The organism is Corynebacterium sp. ACRQJ (assembly GCF_022346045.1).
Lineage (GTDB): Bacteria > Actinomycetota > Actinomycetes > Mycobacteriales > Mycobacteriaceae > Corynebacterium > Corynebacterium evansiae.
The window spans coordinates 49244-68924 of the sequence record NZ_JAKRMT010000007.1 but is presented as its reverse complement, the minus strand read 5'-3'; the positions used below and the strand labels follow the sequence as shown (position 1 = coordinate 68924).

The following is a 19681-nucleotide window of genomic DNA, read 5'->3' as shown; positions in this document are numbered from 1 at the left end:
GCTATGCCTGGCCAACCTCGAAGCGCTTGAAGCCCTTCAGGGTCACGCCGGCCTCGTCCATAACCTGCTTAACAGACTTCTTGGACTCGGTGACGGACGGCTGGTCCAGCAGGCAAACGTCCTTGAAGTAGCCCTTCAGGCGACCCTCGATGATGTTCGGCAGAGCCTTCTCCGGCTTGCCTTCCTCGCGTGCGGTAGCCTCGGCGATCTCGCGCTCCTTAGCAACGGTCTCAGCCGGGACCTCGTCGCTGCTCAGGTACTTAGCCTTCAGAGCGGCAACCTGCATAGCGGCGGCCTTTGCTGCGCCCTCGTCGTCGCCTTCGTAGGCAACCAGCACGCCAACTGCCGGCGGCAGGTCAGCGGAGCGGTGGTGCATGTAGGCAGCAACCTTGTCGCCCTCGATGGTGGTGGCGCGCTTCAGCTCCAGCTTCTCGCCGATCTTTGCGGACAGCTGCTGCAGAGCGTCGACAGCCTTCTGGCCGTCTACCTCAACTGCCTCGAGCTCCTCGCGGGAGTTTGCCTTAACCTCGGCTGCAGCGGCTGCGACCTTGTCGGCGAACTCGATGAACTCGGAGTTCTTGGCCACGAAGTCAGTCTCAGCGTTGACCTCGATCATGGTGTTACCGGAAACGGCGATCAGGCCCTCGGAGGCGGAGCGCTCTGCGCGCTTGCCAACGTCCTTGGCGCCCTTGATGCGCAGGATCTCGATGGCCTTGTCGAAGTCGCCAGCGGCTTCTTCCAGGGCCTTCTTGCAGTCCATCATGCCGGCGCCGGTGATCTCGCGGAGCTTCTTAACGTCTGCAGCGGTGTAGTTCGCCATGTGGGGCGATCCTCCTTCTGGTGGAAGTGTTCATAGTGGCTGAAATAACAGTTTCTAAATTCAGTCCTGTTTTCCAGCCTAGGTTACAAGTAACGCCCACGCCCGTCGGACACGGGTCTGAAACTGTGTCCCATACGGGGGTGGGCGCTAAATCGCTAGCTCTAAAGCAGCTTATGCCTCGGTGTTGCCCTCGGCCTTTGCCTCAGCCTGAGCCTCTTCGGCGGGGGCCTCGGTCTTCTCAGCCTCAGCCGGTGCCTTGTCAGCGTCGCCGGCAGCTTCCTTGGCTGCAGCCTCCTGGCGCTCGGCGCGGGCCTGGCGGCCAGCCTCGACTGCGGAGGAGATGATGCTGGTCAGCAGGTTTGCGGAGCGGATAGCGTCGTCGTTGCCCGGGATCGGGTAGTCGACAACATCCGGGTCGCAGTTGGTGTCCAGGATTGCGACAACCGGGATGTTCAGCTTCTGTGCCTCGGAGACAGCGATGTGCTCCTTGTTGGTGTCGACGATCCACAGAGCGGACGGGGTCTTGGTCATGTCCGCGATGCCGCCGAGGACGCGCTCCAGCTTGTTGCGCTCGCGGGTCAGCATCAGAACTTCCTTCTTGGTGCGGCCCTTGTAGCCGTCCTCAGCTGCGTCCATTGCCTGCAGCTCCTTGAGGCGGTGCAGACGCTTAGCAACGGTCTGGAAGTTGGTCAGCATGCCGCCGAGCCAGCGGTGGTTGACGTAGGGCATGCCCACGCGCTCTGCCTCGTTGGCAACTGCTTCCTGGGCCTGCTTCTTGGTACCGACGTACAGGATGTTGCCGCCGTGGGCGACGGTCTCCTTGACGAACTCGTATGCCTCGTCGATGTAGGTCAGGGTCTGCTGCAGGTCGATGATGTAGATGCCGTTGCGGTCGGTGAAGATGAAGCGCTTCATCTTCGGGTTCCAACGGCGGGTCTGGTGACCGAAGTGGACACCAGCGTCCAGCAGCTCGCGCATAGTAACAACAGCCATGGTGTTACAGGGGCGTATTTCTTCTAGCCAACCGCGTGGTCGGCGCCGCCCCTTCCTCGCTTTCAAAGTTTAGGGTTTGACGGTTTTCTTCACGATGCACTCGACACTCACTGTACGTGCGTGGCTTATGCACCATCCTGGCAGATAGTCCCCGGTGTAGCTGTGGCTCGCCATGTTCGCCCGCTTCTTCTATCGGGACCGTGCTGGTGAGCCATTAGGTGGGGTGCGAATATCTACGCGTAGTCAGTCGCCTTACTCCGCCTCTCGGTCTTCGCGAAACCGAGTGCACTCCCTTAGAACTTGTGTGTATCAAGAAAGTGCGACAGACGGATCCGGACATACTGCGCTTGCTACCCTACCCCCACTCACGCTGCCAAAACAAGTCCTATCGCCGCGCGTTGTGCCGTTTCTGTGGACAACTTTTAGTTATCCACAGCCTCGCCGGTTCGCCCTTTCTTTTTGGTGACGCCCCCACGCATCATCTGTAGCCATGACCCCACGGCTATACCGCACCATTTCCTTAACGCTTGCGCTGGTTCTCCTCTGGGTTGGCACCCCGCCTGCTCCCTTGCCAACTGCAAGTTCCCAACCCGATGCGCCCCGCATAGTCCGCTCCCATAGGTTGCCAACTGCCAAGGATGCGCAGGTAATCCGCGCTGCGGACATTCCCGATGCCGTGTGGGAACCGGGTCACCGGGGCGTGGACCTGCAGGCCTCTCCCGGTGAGGCGATCTTAGCCAGCCGGGGTGGCACCGTCGCCTTTGCAGGAGTCGTCGCTGGCACGCCGGTTGTCTCCATCAGCCACGCGGACGGTATCCGCACCACCTATGAGCCCGTCATGGCACGCGTGCGCGCCGGTCAAAAGGTGCGCCGAGGCGAGGTCATCGGCGTGCTGGCGGATGTCGCCAACTTGCCTGAGCATGCCCGGAAATCGCCGGGGCTATCCTGGGGCGCGCGATTCGAAGGCAAGGGGCGGGTGTACATCGACCCGATGACGCTTCTCGGTTCCGTGCGGGTCAGGCTCTGGGATGTGCCTGGTTAAAGACGGCCTTCAGGCGCTCGGTGCCGACGTGGGTATAGATCTGCGTGGTGGACATGTTCGAGTGGCCAAGGAGCTCCTGCACCACGCGGAGGTCCGCCCCACCCTCCAGGATCGCTGTGGCCGCGGAGTGCCGCAGCCCGTGGGGAGACAGGCGCGGGCCGGGGCCAGCCTGGGTTACGCGATTCACCACGGTGCGCACCTGGCGGGGATCGATGCGCTTGCCGCGCACGCCCACGAAAAGAGCCGGGGTTCCCTTGGCCATGTCGCCTCGCACCTCGAGCCATTTCTCCAGGGCCGTCACCACGGTGGCCCCAAAGGGGACCACGCGGGTCTTGCTACCCTTACCCGTCACGCGGAGGAGGCGGTTGGAAAAGTCCACGTCGTCCACATCGCAGCCGGTCAGCTCGGAAACGCGGATGCCGGTGGCGTACAGCAACTCAACCATGGCCCAGTCGCGGATGGCGCTGGGCGTGGATGCATCGGCCTCGGGCTGCAGGCCGTTGAGCATGTCGGTGGCCTGATCGGCGCGCAGCACGCGCGGCAGCGTGCGCTGCGGCTTCGGCGCCTTCAGTGCGGCGACCGGGTTGGCCTGCACGAAGCCGCGGTGGGCAAGAAAGGCTCCGAAGCCGCGCATGCTCGAGGCCAGCCGGGAGAGGCTGGCCCGGCTGGCGCCGTTATCCACCGCCCAGCCCAGCACGTCGCGGGCGCGGTCCAGGTCGAACTCCTCGATGCGCTCTAAGCCTTCCAGCGCGCTGTCGAGATCCCGTCGGTAGGCGCGGATCGTGTTCTCGGAGCGCCCGACCACGTGGCGCAGGTGCTGTTCGTAGTCGTCCAGCGCAGACCACAGCGGCGCCGTGGTGCCAGTGGGACGGGAGTTACTCATGTGACCAATCTAGCCGGTCACTCGACCCTAATCCAGCGATCCGCCTCCCTCCGGAGCCTGCCCATGGCCTCCAGGTCTCGCAAGCAGCGGATCACCGTGCGGGCGGGCAAACCGGTGGCTTCCACCAGTTGCGGCAGTCTGCCTTCGGGGCCTTTGCCGCTCGGCAAGGCTGCGGCGTCAATAATGGCGAGGTGCTCCCAGCTAGGTAGGAACGAGCGATCCTCTTGGCCCAGCCCCAGCGCCATCTGCTCGCCGAGAGGGGTGAGCTCCTCGATCAAGTCACGGGCGCTGACGGCCAGCGTGGCGCGGGCGGTGCGAATGCGATCGAGGCACCCAAGGGAGGCGTGGGAGGTCACGGGGCCGGGGACGGCAAAGGTAGGCTTCACGAAGGCCTCAGCCCAGTTCAGGGTGTTGAGGGCTCCGCTGCGCTGCGGGGCCTCCACCACCAGGGTCGCCTGTCCGAGCGCCGCCGCCAGGCGGTTGCGGGTGAGGAAGCGATGGCGGGCCGGCGGAGTGCCCGGTGGATACTCGCTGATAAGCATTCCGCCGGCGGCGACTATCTGCTCAAACAGATCCCCATGCGCCTTGGGGTAGGAGACGTCGAGCCCGCAGGCCATGACCACAATCGTGGGCATCTTGGAATCGAGGGCCGCGCGGTGGGCGATAGCATCGATGCCGATCGCACCCCCGGAGATCAGGCTAAAGCCCGCGTCCGCCAGGTCTCCTGCGAAGGACCGGGTGACCTGCTCGCCGTAACGTGTGGCGGCACGGGTGCCCACGACCGTAACCGAGCGGCGCACCAACGCATCCAGCCGCGTGTCTCCGCGTACCCACAGGGCGAAAGGTGCGGCCGCCTGGCCGCGGACGGAGGAATCGTGATCCGCACCCGATTCGGCCATGCGGACGAAACTGGCGGTCAGTTCGCTCGGCCACTCGTCGTCCTCCGGGGTGACCAACCGCCAGCCGCGGGCGATGGCCAGCTCCGCGTCGCGGGTGGGGTCCTGCTCGTAGCGCTGCGAGGTCGAGTCCGCCAGCGCGCCCGGCAGCTTCCCTCCCCGGCGCGCCAGGGCTTCTGCTACGGATCGCACGTCCGCGGGGCCGAGCTGCTCCCAACCGTTGGGCCACAGCATGTCCAACACGTCGAGGCGCGATGCCTCTATGACCCGGCGCACGTAGACCCACTCCAAAAAATTTTCCTGGGTCGTCATCGCTGTACCTCCGCCAATTCCCTATCCGCTCCGAAGAATTCCACCGCGTCGCTGATGTGCCCCAGGTGCGGAGCGGAAGCGCGATCTAGGTCCGCAAGTGTCCAGGCGACCCGGATGGTGCGATCCACTCCCCGCTGCGTGATCGTGCCGGTGCGCAGCATGTCCTCCAGCAGCACGGCGCCGGAATCGTCCACGCCTACCTGCCGCAGAGTTTTTCCGGGCACCAGCGCGTTGCTGGCGGTACCCCACCGCCGGCGAGCGCGATCCCTGGCCTCGGCCACCCGTTCGGCCACGGCGGCGCTGGTCTCCCCCGGACTGCTAAGCGCCTCAATCTGCGGCCTGCCCGTGGTGGTGGCGAACACGTCCACTCGGTCGCGCAGCGGGCCGGATAGCTTCGCCTGATAACGCAGCCGCGCCCCCGATGGGCACGTGCAGTCAATCGGCAGCTCCGCGCCACACGGGCAGGGGTTGGCGGCCATCACCAGTTGAAAGTCGGCGGGGAAGCTGGAGATTCGATTCGCCCGCATGAGCTCCACGCGGCGCAGCTCCATGGGCACGCGCAGGCACTCCAGGCTATCCCGGCGCGCCTCGCTGACCTCGTCGATAAACAGCACCCCGTGGTGGGCTAGGCTCACGGCCCCGGGCGCGGGCACGCGACCGCCGCCGATGAGTGCCGCCGGGGTCACGTTGTGGTGCGGGGCAATGAACGGCCGCTGCCCCGCGAGCACCTCCGGCAGGCTCCCCTTGACCCCCGCCAGGGAGTGCACGCTCGCGGCCTCCACCCGCTCGGTATCGGTCATGGGCGGGAGTATCCCCGGCAGGCGTTCGGCCAGCATTGATTTACCGCTACCCGGCGGCCCCGTCAGCATTAGGTTATGTCCCCCGGCCGCGGCCACCTCCACCGCCCGGCGGGCAGCGGGCTGTCCCACGACTTCCGCCAGGTCCCCCACTTGCCGGGGCGGGGCGTACTCCCCCGGGCATGCCTCTCGCAGCTCTCCCCCGCGCAGCCAGTCGATAACCGTACCCAGGTTCGGGGCCACCAGCACACTCACGCCCCCATCGCTCGCTGCTGCCTGCGCAGCCTCGGCTGCCTCGCTTTCGTTTCCCACGGGCACCACGACAGTGGAGAATCCCTCCATCGCTGCGGCCAACACCAGCGCGAACACTCCCTGCACCGGGCGGATCTGCCCATCCAACCCCAGCTCCCCCACCAGGATCGTCTGGGCTAGTCGCCCTGCCCCCAGCGCGTCGTCCGCCACCGCGGAAAGCATCGCGCACACCATCGCCAGGTCGTAGCCCGCCCCCTGCTTCGGCAGCCCAGCGGGCGATAGGCTCATCACGGTCCGCGACCCCGGCCACCCCACGCCGGAGTTCTTGAGCGCCGACCGGATGCGGTCCTTCGCCTGCACCACCGCGGTATCCCCCATGCCCACGATTGATATTCCGGGCAGCCCCCTGCTCACGTCGCACTCGACGGTGATCACGGTCCGTCGGGTCCCCTCCAGCGCTATCGACTGCGCATGTCCAACGGCCATTGGTCACCACACCCCCTCGACGTGCTCGCGCACGCCGTCCGGTCCGACGTCGATCACGTCCACGCGCAGTCCCCCGGAAAACTGCACCCCCTCGCGGTTCTGCTCCAGCCATAGCCCGGCCAGCGTGCGAATCCGCCTGAGCTTCCGCGGCCCCACCGCCGCCACTCCACCCCCGTCGGAGTCCGAGGCGCGATACTTTACCTCGATGAAAGCCAGGTCGTCCTCGGGTGTCCGCGCCACCAAGTCCAGCTCCCCGTAGCGGGTGTAGAAGTTGCGGTCCAGCACCTCATACCCCGCCCGCTGCAGATACTCAGCTGCCAGGTCCTCCCCCAGGTTCCCCACTGCTCGCTTGTTCGCCGCCGTCACTAGTCGCCCTCCCCTTTTCGTGATCCGGCACCGGTTCTTCACGCCCGGTACCTGGTTCACAAGTGTGGGGCATCATCCCCGTGGAGTGGCGTCATAAAAAGAAACAGAGACAACAAAAGCCCAGGGGGCTGTGGAAAAACCCTGGGCTGTGAATAAGCGGAAAAATGCAGGTCAGTCGGGCAGCTGTAGCTCGGGCTTGTCGAGCTCCTCGATGTTTACGTCCTTGTAGGTGATTACGCGCACGTAGCGGACGAAGCGAGCGGGGCGGTACATGTCCCACACCCAGGCATCAGACATGCGGACCTCGTAGTAGACCTCTCCGCCGGAGTTGCGCGGGATCAACTCGACGGCGTTGGCCAGGTAAAAGCGGCGCTCGGTCTCCACAACGTAGGAAAACTGGCTGACCACGTCGCGGTACTCGCGGTACATCGACAGCTCGACGTTTGCCTCGTAGTCGTCTAGTTCCTCAGCGCTCACGGACTTACCCTCGATCCTTCCCTTTAAGCCACTGCTGGTGCGCAGCGGCCACGTTCTTGTAACTGTAACGGTGATAAGGGGTGCCACCGTGTAGGCTCACCGCAGTCATGTGCGCCTTGGTGCCATAGCCCTTGTGACTAGCCAAACCATACCCCGGGAATTCCTCGTCGAGGGTTCGCAACACTCGATCCCTGGAAACCTTTGCCAGCACACTCGCCGCGCTGATGCACTTGGCCATCTGGTCGCCCTTCACCACCGGCAGGTGCGGCATGGGCAGGCCAGGGACCTTCACCGCATCCGTTAGCACGTAGCCGGGCTGCACCTCCAAAGCGGCCACGGCACGCCGCATGCCGGAGACGTTCGCGTGCTGAATGCCGAAGCGGTCGATGTCCTCGGCGCTGATGTGGATGATCGAGTAGGAAACGGCAACGTCGCGGATGACGTCGTACATCCGCTCGCGGGTCTTTTCCGTGAGCTTCTTCGAATCGGTCAGGCGGTCCAGCCCGGCCCCGTCCAGGTCGGAGGGCAGGATGCACGCCGCAATCGAGATCGGCCCGCAGCACGCGCCGCGCCCGGCCTCATCCACCCCCGCGACAGGCCCCAGCCCCGCGGCCTCTAGCTCACGTTCCAACTTAACTCTCGAATGGCCCGAGTGGCTCTAGCTCTGGATGGGCAGGGCGTCCACGCCACCAATGCGGCTGAACGGCAGCAGGATGGTCTCGACCTCGCCGACGATGTTCTCCACAGGGATGGTTCCCTGGTGCTCGTCGCCCATGTGCGCGCGGGAATCCAGCGAGTTGGTGCGGTTGTCGCCCATCACCCAGACAGCGTCGTCCGGCACGGTGACAGGTCCGAAGTAGTCGCCCTGGCACTCCTTGGAGCCCGTGGTCGGGTCGATCGGGTTCGCCGGCGGGTTCATCGTGTAGGAATCGTCGACCTTCTTGCCGTTGACCATGATGCCCGGGTCGCCCTCCTGGCACTGCACGGTCTGCCCACCGGTGGCGATCACGCGCTTGACCAAGGTGTTTTCGTCCGGCGCAACGATGCCGATAGTGGCGCCAAGGTTCTGCAGCCCGCGCACCACGTCGTTGGAGCTGCGGCGGGAGGTGTATTCCTCGTTCCAAGACTCAGTTCCGACAAAGACGACGACATCACCCGGGTCGGGCATCTTGTCGCCGCGGTAGGCCAACTTGTTCACGAAGATGCGGTCGGGTGTGCAACCCGCGCAGCCGTGCAGCGTCGGCTCCATCGACTCGGAAGGAATCAGGTACATGCGGCCCACAAAGTTATTGAAAGCGCCCAGCACCAGCATCGTCACCAGGATGATGATCGGCATCTCGACCCACCAAGGGTAGGTCTTTTTCTCCTTCTTCTTTTTTGGTGACGCCCCCTGCTCCGGCTGCGCGGCAGCCTCATTGGGCACATTAGGGTCGTTGGGTTCCTGTCGATGAGTCACAAGGAACGAGGATACCAGTGGGGCGAACAGCAAAAAACCCAGCCACGAAAGTGTGACTGGGTTGATAGCACTTAGGGGGTAAGTACTAGATGCGCTCCTTGATGCGGGCTGCCTTGCCGCGACGCTCGCGCAGGTAGTACAGCTTCGCACGGCGAACCTTACCGCGGGACAGGACGTCGATGCGGTCAATGTTCGGGGAGTGAACCGGGAAGGTACGCTCCACACCGATGCCGAAGGAAACCTTGCGGATGGTGAAGGTCTCGCGGATGCCGGAGTTCTGGCGGCGGATCACAACGCCACGGAAAACCTGCAGACGGGACTTGGAGCCCTCGATAACCTTGACGTGAACGTCCAGGGTATCGCCGGCGCGGAACTCGGGAATGTCGTCGCGCAGCTGAGCTGCGTCAACCTTATCAAGAATGTGCATGGATGAAATCCTTTTGCTCGTCTGGATAGAGGATCCTCGCGGCTTTTCGCGTGACGTGCGCGCCTACGGGTTCGTACCCACAACAGAAATTAACTTGAGTAGTATGACACCGACTAGCGGCTTTGTCCAAATCCCGCGTTCTTCAGCGCGGCGGCCATACTGCCCTGCGGGGCCTGATTGCGCGGGTTAGGCTTCCTCCGCGCATTGCGCTTCTGCCCCGCGTCCTTCTTCGGCTTGGACCTGCCGCTGGCTTTAGAGTCCTTGGGTTCGTCCTGCAGGCGCAGGGAAAGGCCAATGCGGTTGCGCGGCACGTCCACGTCAACGACACGCACCTTCACCACCTCGCCGGAGCTCACCACGTCGTGCGGATCCTTGACGAATTGCTCGCTCATGGCAGAGACGTGGACCAGGCCATCCTGGTGCACGCCGATATCCACAAAGGCACCGAAGGCTGCAACGTTCGTGACCGTGCCCTCTAGCACCATGCCCGGCTTGAGGTCCTTGATGGTCTCGATCCCCTCGGCGAGCGTGGCGGTCTTAAACGTTGGGCGCGGGTCGCGCCCCGGCTTGTCCAGCTCCGCCAGCACGTCCGTGACGGTGGGGATGCCGAACTGCTCGTCCGCGAAGTCCCCCGCACGCAGCTTGCCCAGCACGGCGGAGTTGCCCACGAGCTGCGCAACCTCCACGCCGGTGGCGTCCACGATGCGGCGCACCAGCGGGTAGGCCTCCGGGTGCACGGCTGAGCCGTCCAACGGGTCGGCAGCTCCGTTGATCCGCAGGAAGCCCGCGGCCTGCTCGAACGCCTTCGGCCCCAGGCGCGGCACCTTCAGCAGCTCCTTGCGGGACTTGAAAGCGCCGTTCTCATCACGGTAGGCCACGATGTTTTCCGCCAGGGTCGGAGTAACGCCCGCCACCCGGTTGAGCAGTGGCGCACTGGCCAGGTTCACGTCCACGCCGACGGAGTTCACCGCATCCTCCACCACGGTATCCAGACCAGCGGCCAGCAACGCCTGGTTGACGTCGTGCTGGTACTGCCCCACGCCGATGGATTTCGGGTCGATCTTCACCAGCTCCGCCAGCGGATCCTGCAGGCGGCGGGCAATGGAAACGGCCCCGCGCAGCGAGACGTCCATGTCCGGGAACTCCTGGGCGGCCACCTCGGAGGCAGAGTAGACCGACGCACCTGCCTCGGAGATGACGACGGTTTGGGGCTTGGTGCCCTCCGCCAGCCCGGCGATCTCCTTTGCCAGCTTCTCGGTCTCGCGGCTGGCGGTGCCGTTGCCCACTGCCAGTAGCTCCACGCCGTGCTTGTTCACCAGCGCGCTGAGGATCGTGCGGGCCTTATCCCACTGGCCCGAGTGCGGGTAGACGACGACCGTGTCCAACACCTTGCCGGTGCCGTCCACCACGGCGCACTTCACGCCGTTGCGGTAGCCCGGGTCCATGCCCAGGGTCGCCCGGTGCCCCGCGGGGGCCGCCAGCAGGAGATCCTTCAGGTTCTTCGAGAACACGCCCACGGCGGCCTCGTCGGCCTTCTCCTTCAGACGCATACGCACATCCACCGCGGAGCTGACCGCCAGCTTCGTGCGCCAGCCGAAGCGCACGCATTCGGCGCGGAACTTATCGGCCGGATCACCCTGAGCCTGCAGCCCGGTGCGATCGGCAATGATGCCCTGGTAGAACTCGTCGTCCTCCCCCGGCGCAAAGTTCACCCGCAGCACGCCCTCATTCTCCCCGCGCAGCAGTGCTAGCACGCGGTGGCTCGGCAGATCCCCGAAGGGTTCGTCGAACTCGAAGTAGTCGCGGTACTTCTGGCCTTCTTCCTCCTTGCCCTCAATCACGGCGGATTCGGCGCGGCCGCGCTTGAAGTACTCCTCGCGGATCTCCCCCACCAAATCCGGGTCGGTGGAAATGTCCTCGACCACAATGGCCCTGGCGCCGGCCATCACCGAGGTGGCGTCAGCAAAACCCTCCTGGACGTAGTCCGCGGCCAGATCGGGACTACCTCCGGCGAGCAGCTTCTCAACCAGCTCCCCCAGGCCGGCCTCGCGTGCGATGGCGGCCTGGGTGCGGCGGGACTTCTTAAACGGCAGGTACAGGTCCTCGAGGCGGGCCTTCGTGTCCACGGCCAGGATCTTTTCACGCAGCTCGTCGGTGAGCTTGCCCTGCTCTTCGATGCTCTTGAGGATGGTCTCCTTGCGGGCGGCGAGCTCGCGTAGGTAGTCGAGGCGCTGCTCGAGCTGGCGCAGCTGGCTATCGTCCATGCCGCCGGTGACTTCCTTGCGGTAGCGGGCGATAAACGGCACGGTCGCCCCGCCATCCAGCAGGTCGATGGTGGCCTGAACGCGGGGCTGATCCACCCGGAGCTCGTGGGCAATGATGCTAGCGATGCTATCGGTCATTCCCCACATTCTAGAGGGGCTACTGCTTGCCGAAGTCCTCGCCCCACTCGGGCGCATCGCTGGTGAACTCCGTCAGATCGCGCTCGCCGCTAAAGCCCTGCTGCATGTGCAGGTACTCCAGGTGGCGATCGAAAAGATCCAGCACGTTATTGATCAGCTGCGCGCGGGTGTAGCCGAACACGTCGAAGCCCAGGGAGCCGTTCATGCCGAAGACCTCGAGGCGGACGTAGTTCTTGCCGTTGTCGAGCTTGTCCGACGCACCCTCGCGAACCGCGAACTCCGGGGTGGTGGAGATGACCGGGTAGAGCTGATAGCGGAAGACCGGGTCCTCCCCGAAAATCACGGACAGATCCAACTGGGGAACCTTGGTGTCCTTACTATCGGCGACCAACAACGTGGCGTCATAATCCCTAGCCCGCAGCGCCGTAGCGACCGATTCGAGGGCGGGCTTGGCAATCTGCACCACATAGCGGTGCGCGGTCTGCTCCGACGGCCAGGTAGAGGTGCGATCGAGACGGTTCTCCCAGTCCAGGTCGTTGCCAGAGGGCAGAGTGCGCCCAGAAATCGCGGAGTGCAGGGCGATAGCGCGAGAATCCACCTGGGCGGTCTCCATGCGTATCGAACGCATCAAGCCCACCATGATCAGGTACACCACCACCATGAACGGCAAGCCCATGATCAGCGTGGCCATCTGCAGCGTGGCGATGCCGCCAACCTGCAGCATGGCGATCGTCAGCACGGCGACGGCACCCGACCACATCAGGCGCATCCACGGCGCACCGTCCTGCTGCGGGTCCTGCGAGATGGAGGAGAATTTCGCCATAACCAGTGCGCCGGAGTCCGCGGAGGTTACGAAGAACAGCAGGCCCACGAGGATGGCGATAAACACCACGATCGTGCCGCCGGGCAGGCCATCGAGCAGGGTGTAGAAGCCACGCTCCGGGGAGTCCACGGCGGTCTGCAGGAAGTCGTGATCCTTGTTGTTGACCGCACGATCCAGCGCAGTGTTGCCCAGGATGGAGGCCCACAGCGCGACGAAAAGGAAGGGGACGCACAGGGTACCGATGACGAATTGGCGGAAGGTGCGGCCACGGGAAATACGGGCCAGGAACAGACCTACGAACGGCGCCCAGGCCACCCACCAGGCCCAGAAGAACAGGGTCCAGTTAGCCATCCAATCCGCGGTGGCTGCCGGGTCCTGGGAGTAAGAGAAAGTCTCGAAGGTCCAGCGCGGCAGCCAGGCGAGGTAGTCGCCCATGTTCTTCACCACGGAGTTCAGCAGCCAGCCAGTGCGGCCGGTGAACAGGACGAACAGCAGTAGTGCGGTGGCGAGGTAGACGTTCGCCTCACTGAGGCGCTTAATGCCTTTGTCCACACCGGATACTGCGGAGATCGCTGCGACGCCCACTGCCAGCGCCACCAGGGCGATCTGCATGCCACGGCCTTCGGGCAGGCCGAACACCATGTTCAGACCGAAGTTCAGCTGCACCACGCCGATACCCAGGGAGGCCGCCACGCCGAAGATCGTGCCGAGCAGGGCGGCGACATCGACCGCGTCGCCGATCGGTCCGTTCACCCGCTTGCCGATCAACGGGTACAGGGCGCTGCGGATGGCCAGGGGCATGTTCAGGCGGTAGGCGTAGTAGCCAAAGGCCAGGCCCATCAGCGCGTACAGCGCCCAGCCGGACACGCCCCAGTGGAATAGAGTCCAGGCGATGGCCTCGTTGTAGGCCTGCTCCGTCATCCCCTCGCCCACCGGCGGGGTGGAATACTGCGCCAGCGGCTCGGCCACGGAGTAGAACATCACGCCGATGCCGATACCGGCGGCGAAGAGCATTGCCGACCAGGAGAAAAGGCTGTACTGGGGCTTCGAGTGGTCGGGACCCAGGCGGATGGCGCCCGCCTTGGACAGGGCGATCCAGATCATGAAGATCAGCGCAATGGCGACGGTGGCGATGTAGAGCCAACCCAGGCTCTCTGTCAGCCACCCGGTGATTCCCCCGACGACGGAATCGAAGTTATCGCTGGCGACGGCGGCCCAGATAGCGACCAGCAAGGTGATGACCATCGTGACCGCCACCACGGGCCAGTTGGCCTTGGGAGGCTCCCCACTGCGCGAGCGGTCCGCCCCCGCAGAGTACGTACCGACGATGGCCCGAGGGCCAGCTGACAGTCTGGCTCGCTTCTTGTCCGCCAACTTTTCCTATTCCTTAAACCACCCCGTCACCGCTGGCGCGATGTTGGTGTAGACGTGCTTGTGCTCCTGGTACTCGGCCAGTCCGGTGGGACCGAGCTCGCGGCCGTTGCCGGACTGCTTCATTCCGCCCCACTCCGCCTGCGGCAGGTAGGGGTGGAAGTCATTAATCCAGATAGTACCGTGACGCAGCTTACGTGCGGCCCTTTCCGCCTTTCCCGCGTCAGTGGTCCACACGGCACCGGCGAGGCCGTACTCGGTGTCGTTGGCAATGGCCACGGCCTCGTCCTCGGTGGTGAAGGATTCGACGGTCACGACCGGACCGAAGGCCTCGTCGTGCACGCAGTCCATCTCTTGCGTGCAGCCATCGATGATCGTCGGCAGGTAGAACACGCCCTGGGTCAGGTCCGTGTTGCCCGTGGCGTGAGAGCCCTGGTTGTCCTCGGCCGTCGGGATGCGGCCGCCGCAGAGGATCTTCGCACCTTGCTCGCGGGCGCGGTCGACGTAGGCCGCAACCTTGTCGCGGTGATCCGCGGAGATCAGCGCGCCGGTCTCGGCGGCCTCGTCCAGCGGGCCGCCGACCTTGATCTTCTCGGCCTTGGCCACCAGAGCCTCGACGAACTGGTCGTGGATGGACTCCTCCACCACGATGCGGGAGCCCGCAGAGCACACCTGGCCGGAGTGGACGAACGCGCCGTTCAGTGCGTTATCCACCGCAGCGTCGAAGTCCGCGTCGGCGAAGATGACGTTCGGGTTCTTGCCACCCAGCTCGAGGGCCACGCGCTTGACGGTCTCCGCCGCGTTGCGGGCGATCAGCTTGCCGGTGACTAGGCCACCGGTGAAGCTGACCATATCCACATCCGGGCTCTGCGACAGCGGGTTGCCGCAGTTGGCGCCTGCGCCGGTGATCAGGTTGGCCACGCCAGCCGGCAGGCCCAGCTGATCCAGGACCGTCATCAGCATCATGGCGGTGTGCGGAGTGAGCTCCGCCTGCTTCAGCACAAAGGAGTTGCCGGCGGCCAGAGCCGGGGCGACCTTCCAGGCCACCTGCAGCAGCGGGTAGTTCCACGGGGTAATCAGGCCGCATACGCCTACCGGTTCGGCGTCAATACGAGAGCGAACATTTGCATCGCCCGGGTCCACGACGCGACCGGCCTGGTGCTGGGCGAGAGTACCGAAGTACTCGAAGGAGTTGGCGATGTCGTCCATGTCGATCTCGGACTCGGCCAGGCGCTTGCCCGTGTCGGCGGACTCGGCGCGGGCGAAGGCATCCTTGTTCTCGCGGATCTTGTCTGCGACCTGTAGCAGGAGCTTGCCGCGCTCGGCGGCGGGCACGTCGGCCCACACGCCGGAGTCGAAGGAGGCACGGGCAGCGGCGATGGCCTTGTTCGTGTCCTCGTCGGAGGCCTCGGACACCAAGCCCACGGTGGAGTTATCGGCGGGGTTGGTGATCGTGCGGGTCTCGCCCTTTTCAGCCGCTACCCACTCGCCGTTGATGAACAGCGAGGCGGGAGCGCCCTCGTTCTTGTGCACCCCGGCCAGCAGTTCGCAGGTGGTGGGGTCGAACAGTACAGCGTTCATGGTTGTGATTCTCGCTTTCTGTATTTGACCTTTTGGTCCAGTTGGTCGGTCCAGTTGGTCCAGCTTTTAGTCTTCGGTCCAGGTGCGCACGGGATCCGCGCCGTCGGACATGTCGGAGGTGCCCGGCAGGTCGCGCTGCATGTGCAGGAACTCCAGGTGGCGCTCGTAGAGGTCCAGGACGTTATCGATCAGCTGCTCCGTGGTGTAGCCGTAGATGTCGTAGCCCAGCGAGCCGGTGTTGTCGAAGACCTCGAGTCGGTAGTAGTTCTCCCCATTGTTAGTGCTGCGGGTGAAGCTCGGCACCGGGTGCTCCAGGGGGTAGATCTGGTAACGGAAGTCCTGCTCTTCACCCAGGTGGATGGTGAGGTCCAACTGGTTCACGGGCAGGTTCGGGACGTCGGCAGCCACCAGCGTAGTGTCGATGCCCTCGTCCTTCAGCTCGCGTGCGACGGCCTCCAGCGCAGGCTGCGCCACCTTGGTGAGGTACTCGTTGGCCTTGGCCTGGCTAGGCCAGGTGGAGGCGCGCGACAGACGCTTGCGCCAGGACTGCTTATCCCCGCCCGCGCCGGAGCGGCCGGACATAGCACTGTGCAGCGAGATGCTGCGAGCCTCGGTGGCGTAGCTCTCCAGGCGCAGGGAGCGCCACAGTCCGAACATGATGAGGTAGATCACGATCGTGAACGGCAGGCCCATCACGATGGTTGCCAGCTGCACTGTTTCGACGCCGTTAACTTGCAGCATGACCAGGGTCAGCAAGCCGACCAGCACGGCCCAGAAGATGCGGGACCACTTGGCACCGTCCTGGCGGGAATCCTCGATCTTGGAGGTGAAGTTGGCGGTCACCAGCGCACCGGAGTCGGCGGAGGTGATGTACAGAAGCAGGCCAATCATGGTGCACAGGACGATCAGCACCGCGCCGCCGTTCATGTCCTGCAGCAGTGCGTAGAAGCCCTGCTCCGGAGTTTCCATGGTGTTGTTGGCGAAATCCATGTCGCCACCGACAACGCGCTTCAGGGCGGTGTTTCCGAACAGGCTCATCCACAGCAGGATGAACAGGAACGGGATGGTCAGTACGCCGACGACGAACTGGCGCAAGGTGCGGCCGCGGGAAATGCGGGCCAGGAACAGGCCGACGAAGGGCGCCCAGGCTACCCACCAGGCCCAGAAGAACAGCGTCCACGCGCCCATCCATGCCTTGGTGGCCTCCGGGTCCTCGGAGAAGGCAAACGTGTCCATCGTCATGCCCGGGAAGGAGGACACATAGTCGCCGATGTTCATCACGAGGGCGTCAAGAAGGAAGGCAGTCTGGCCCGTGACGGTGACATAGAGGACCAGGCCGATGGCGAGCAACACGTTGATCTCACTCAGGCGCTTAATGCCCTTGTCCACGCCGGAGATGGCGGACAGGGTGGCGATGCCGACGGCGAAGATGATCAGGCCGGATTGGACGGCCACGCCCTGATCCCAACCGAAGATGAGGTGCAGGCCGTAGGTCAGCTGCACCACGCCGATGCCCAGGGAAGCCGCGATGCCGAAAACGGTGCCCAGCACAGCGGCGATGTCCACTGCGCCGCCGATGGGGCCGTGGATGCGCTTGCCGATCAGCGGGTACAGGGCGCTGCGGATGGCCAGCGGCATGTTCAGGCGGTAGGCGTAGTAGCCAAAAGCCATGCCCATCAGGGCATACAGAGCCCAGCCGGTCACGCCATAGTGGAACAGCGCCCACACGACGGCCTGCTCTGCAGCCTCGCGGGTCTGCCCCTCACCTACCGGCGGTGCCATGTACTGGGTGACGGGCTCCGCGACGGCGAAGAACATCAGGTCCACGCCGATGCCGGCGGCGAAGAGCATCGCCGACCAAGAAAAGAGGCGGAACTGTGGGCGGGAGTGATCCGGCCCCAGGCGGATGTTGCCCGACTTCGAGAAGGCGACCACTAGGACGAAGATCACAGCGACCGTCGCGGTGACGATGTAGAACCAACCGAGGTTCGTGGAGATCCAGCTGGTGACGGTGCCCAGAGTGTCCTTGGCCTGCTCGCGGCCGAAGAAAGCGTAGAGGGCGACGGCCAGGATGCCGAGTGCCGAAACGATGAAGACGGGCCAGTTGGGCTTGGGGTCCGTAACTTCACCCGGCGAATAGCTATCACGGTCGTTAACATCAAAAGAGCCGACGATCACTCGTGGAGCAGAGCTGTTTTTCCTGCTCCCGATGCGCCGAGAGGTGCTTTCGGCCGCCTCCGGCTGATGGTCGTTTTCGGGATTTGTCATGTAATTCTCCTCTTGTTCTCCACGATCGCTTCCTCGCCAAAGGGAGTTCATTTTCTCAGAAATACAATTTCCTAGAGTACACAGGTCATTCTAATTTGCCAGCATTCCCCCTCACATAGGTGTTAATTACTGCCTCACTAGTGAGGTGGTTTAATGATGCCTTTTACCTGCTATCTAGCGAATTAAAAAAGAAAATGGCATACTAGTAAACGTTCAGTCATTTAACTAGGAGGCGAGTGAATAGATGAGCTTCATCGACAAGCTGATTCCAGGAAAGAAGAACGACACCAAAGGCCAGGTAATCGAAGACCGTCGTCGGGACATCGTCATCGTCGGCGGCGGATCCGCTGGCTCCGTATTGGCCAACCGACTCTCCGAAGACTCCACCAAGGACGTCATGGTCCTGGAAGCCGGTCGCCCGGATTCCCTGTGGGATCTGTTCATCCACATGCCGGCGGCGTTTTCCTTCCCCATCGGCGACAAGCACTACGACTGGCAGTACGAATCCGAGCCAGAACCGGAGATGAACGGCCGTCGTATCTACCACGCCCGCGGCAAGGTGCTGGGTGGCTCCTCCTCCATCAACGGCATGATCTTCCAGCGCGGCAACCCGATGGACTACGAGAAGTGGGGCAACCTGCCCGGCATGTCCAATTGGGGCTGGAGCCACGTTCTGCCCTACTTCAACAAGATGGAAACCGCTCTGGGCGCCGACGCTAACGACCCGCGCCGTGGCCACAACGGCCCGCTGAAGCTAACCCGCGGCCCGGCCACCAGCCCGCTGTTCCAGGCCTTCTTCAAGTCCGTCCAGCAGGCTGGCTACAACCTCACCAACGACGTCAACGGCTACCGCCAGGAGGGCTTCGCTCCCTTCGACCGCAACATCCTGGGCGGCAAGCGCCTCTCCGCTGCTCGCGCCTACCTGCACCCGGTCATGAACCGCAAGAACCTGGACGTGCGCACTCGCGCCTACACCACGCAGGTAATCATCGAAAATGGCAAGGCTGTAGGCCTGGAGTACCAGTGGAAGGGCCAGACCCACCGCGTCTTCGCCGACAAGGTCATCCTCTGTGGCGGCGCCTTCAACACCCCGCAGCTGCTGGAACTGTCCGGCATTGGTGACCGCGAGGTGCTGGAAAAGGCTGGCGTCGAGGTCAAGAAGCACCTGCCCGGCGTGGGCAACAACCTGCAGGACCACCTCGAGGTCTACGTGCAGTACAACTGCACCCAGCCGGTGAGCTCCCAGCCGTACTACAAGATGATCAACCGCCCGTTCATCGGCCTCCAGTGGCTGCTGACCCGCCGCGGCCCGGTAGCATCCTCCCACTTCGAGGCCGGCGGCTTCGCCCGTTCCAACGAGAACGAGGACTACCCGAACCTGATGTTCCACTTCCTGCCAATGGCGATCCGTTACGACGGTTCCCAGCCGGAGGGCGAGCACGGCTTCCAGTTCCACGTCGGCCCGATGTACTCCGACACCAAGGGCCACGTGCACATCAAGTCGAACGACCCGAAGGACAAGCCGGAGATCCTGTTCAACTACCTGGCCACCGACCAGGACCGTCGCGAGTGGGTCGAGGCCGTGCGCACTTCCCGCAAGCTGCTGGATACCCCGGCGATGAAGGAGTTCACCGACGGCGAGATCTCCCCCGGCGCTGCCGTGGAGACCGACGAGGAGATCCTGGAGTGGGTACGCAACGACGCAGAGACTGCTCTGCACCCGTCCTGCACCGCCAAGATGGGCCCGGCGGACGACGAGATGGCCGTTGTCGACCCGGAGACCATGCAGGTCCACGGCGTTGAGGGCCTGTACATCGCCGACGCTTCGGTCATGCCGATCATCACCAACGGCAACATCTACGCCCCGGTCATCATGCTGGCGGAGAAGGCCGCCGACCTGATCAAGGGCGACAAGCCCCTGGATCCGATCGACATCCCCTTCTACCACGCTAAGCAGGACATGCCGCTGTACGCAGAGGGCGAAGAGCCCCGCGATCACGTCAACGCCATCCCGGGCGCTGACCACTAA

Annotated in this window: 16 protein-coding genes; 2 read left to right on the top strand and 14 right to left on the bottom strand. The window is 64.2% G+C overall.

Translation table 11 applies throughout. From position 1 onward, the window contains the following. Position 1: 1 nt before the first annotated feature. On the bottom strand, positions 2 to 820 hold the full coding sequence (gene tsf, locus MHX52_RS05575) for a translation elongation factor Ts (protein WP_049050451.1): 819 nt from the start codon (positions 818 to 820) through the stop codon (positions 2 to 4). Positions 821 to 991: 171 nt separating this feature from the next. Continuing rightward, complete coding sequence (gene rpsB, locus MHX52_RS05570; RefSeq protein ID WP_034986352.1) at positions 992 to 1813, bottom strand: 30S ribosomal protein S2; 822 nt, start codon at positions 1811 to 1813, stop codon at positions 992 to 994. A 622-nt stretch (positions 1814 to 2435) separates the two neighbouring features. Between rpsB and MHX52_RS05565 the strand changes: the two genes are divergently transcribed. After that, complete coding sequence (locus tag MHX52_RS05565) at positions 2436 to 2855, top strand: M23 family metallopeptidase (RefSeq protein WP_237746336.1); 420 nt, start codon at positions 2436 to 2438, stop codon at positions 2853 to 2855. Here the strand turns inward: MHX52_RS05565 and MHX52_RS05560 are convergent. From MHX52_RS05560 to betT (MHX52_RS05505), 12 genes are all read right to left on the bottom strand, one after another. Continuing rightward, the gene (locus MHX52_RS05560) at positions 2830 to 3738 is read right to left on the bottom strand and encodes a tyrosine recombinase XerC (RefSeq protein WP_049050450.1); all 909 of its coding nucleotides are present in this window, start codon (positions 3736 to 3738) and stop codon (positions 2830 to 2832) included. The genes MHX52_RS05565 and MHX52_RS05560 overlap by 26 nt on opposite strands. A 17-nt stretch (positions 3739 to 3755) precedes the next feature. Beyond that, positions 3756 to 4946 carry a DNA-processing protein DprA gene (gene dprA, locus MHX52_RS05555; RefSeq protein WP_070487672.1) on the bottom strand — a complete coding sequence of 397 codons (1191 nt, stop codon included), beginning with the start codon at positions 4944 to 4946 and terminating at the stop codon, positions 3756 to 3758. Beyond that, on the bottom strand, positions 4943 to 6481 hold the full coding sequence (locus tag MHX52_RS05550) for a YifB family Mg chelatase-like AAA ATPase (protein WP_239317046.1): 1539 nt from the start codon (positions 6479 to 6481) through the stop codon (positions 4943 to 4945). Before MHX52_RS05550 ends, dprA begins: the two co-directional genes overlap by 4 nt. 3 nt (positions 6482 to 6484) lie before the next feature. Beyond that, complete coding sequence (locus MHX52_RS05545) at positions 6485 to 6847, bottom strand: YraN family protein (protein ID WP_237746337.1); 363 nt, start codon at positions 6845 to 6847, stop codon at positions 6485 to 6487. Positions 6848 to 7018: 171 nt separating this feature from the next. Further along, entirely contained in the window at positions 7019 to 7324 is a 306-nt protein-coding gene (locus tag MHX52_RS05540) for a DUF2469 domain-containing protein (RefSeq protein WP_005295294.1), read from the bottom strand. 4 nt (positions 7325 to 7328) lie between these two features. Further along, positions 7329 to 7955, bottom strand: coding sequence for a ribonuclease HII (locus MHX52_RS05535; RefSeq protein WP_239317044.1), 627 nt, complete (start codon positions 7953 to 7955; stop codon positions 7329 to 7331). A 27-nt stretch (positions 7956 to 7982) separates the two neighbouring features. Beyond that, entirely contained in the window at positions 7983 to 8747 is a 765-nt protein-coding gene (lepB, locus tag MHX52_RS05530) for a signal peptidase I (protein ID WP_239317072.1), read from the bottom strand. 118 nt (positions 8748 to 8865) lie between these two features. Next, on the bottom strand, positions 8866 to 9207 hold the full coding sequence (rplS, locus tag MHX52_RS05525; RefSeq protein ID WP_005295302.1) for a 50S ribosomal protein L19: 342 nt from the start codon (positions 9205 to 9207) through the stop codon (positions 8866 to 8868). 113 nt (positions 9208 to 9320) lie between these two features. Further along, complete coding sequence (locus MHX52_RS05520) at positions 9321 to 11609, bottom strand: Tex family protein (RefSeq protein WP_239317042.1); 2289 nt, start codon at positions 11607 to 11609, stop codon at positions 9321 to 9323. A gap of 19 nt (positions 11610 to 11628) precedes the next feature. Further along, a complete protein-coding gene (gene betT / locus MHX52_RS05515) occupies positions 11629 to 13806 on the bottom strand; it encodes a choline BCCT transporter BetT (protein ID WP_239317040.1) in 2178 nt (725 codons plus the stop codon). Positions 13807 to 13812: 6 nt separating this feature from the next. Further along, positions 13813 to 15384 (bottom strand): aldehyde dehydrogenase family protein, encoded by a 1572-nt coding sequence (locus MHX52_RS05510; RefSeq protein ID WP_255721415.1) that lies wholly within the window; start codon positions 15382 to 15384, stop codon positions 13813 to 13815. A 66-nt stretch (positions 15385 to 15450) separates the two neighbouring features. Beyond that, the gene (gene betT / locus MHX52_RS05505; protein ID WP_239317038.1) at positions 15451 to 17652 is read right to left on the bottom strand and encodes a choline BCCT transporter BetT; all 2202 of its coding nucleotides are present in this window, start codon (positions 17650 to 17652) and stop codon (positions 15451 to 15453) included. 244 nt (positions 17653 to 17896) lie between these two features. On the opposite strand from betT (MHX52_RS05505), the gene betA reads away from it, so the two are divergent. Next, complete coding sequence (gene betA / locus MHX52_RS05500) at positions 17897 to 19681, top strand: choline dehydrogenase (RefSeq protein WP_239317036.1); 1785 nt, start codon at positions 17897 to 17899, stop codon at positions 19679 to 19681.

Excerpts from the sequence above, each read along its gene's own strand:
- tsf (WP_049050451.1), bottom strand. The coding sequence starts at position 820 with ATGGCGAACTACACCGCTGCAGACGTTAAGAAGCTCCGCGAGATCACC.
- rpsB (WP_034986352.1), bottom strand. The coding sequence starts at position 1,813 with ATGGCTGTTGTTACTATGCGCGAGCTGCTGGACGCTGGTGTCCACTTC.
- MHX52_RS05560 (WP_049050450.1), bottom strand. The coding sequence starts at position 3,738 with ATGAGTAACTCCCGTCCCACTGGCACCACGGCGCCGCTGTGGTCTGCG.
- dprA (WP_070487672.1), bottom strand. The coding sequence starts at position 4,946 with ATGACGACCCAGGAAAATTTTTTGGAGTGGGTCTACGTGCGCCGGGTC.
- MHX52_RS05550 (WP_239317046.1), bottom strand. The coding sequence starts at position 6,481 with ATGGCCGTTGGACATGCGCAGTCGATAGCGCTGGAGGGGACCCGACGG.
- rplS (WP_005295302.1), bottom strand. The coding sequence starts at position 9,207 with ATGCACATTCTTGATAAGGTTGACGCAGCTCAGCTGCGCGACGACATT.
- MHX52_RS05520 (WP_239317042.1), bottom strand. The coding sequence starts at position 11,609 with ATGACCGATAGCATCGCTAGCATCATTGCCCACGAGCTCCGGGTGGAT.
- MHX52_RS05510 (WP_255721415.1), bottom strand. The coding sequence starts at position 15,384 with ATGAACGCTGTACTGTTCGACCCCACCACCTGCGAACTGCTGGCCGGG.
- betT (WP_239317038.1), bottom strand. The coding sequence starts at position 17,652 with ATGACAAATCCCGAAAACGACCATCAGCCGGAGGCGGCCGAAAGCACC.
- betA (WP_239317036.1), top strand. The coding sequence starts at position 17,897 with ATGAGCTTCATCGACAAGCTGATTCCAGGAAAGAAGAACGACACCAAA.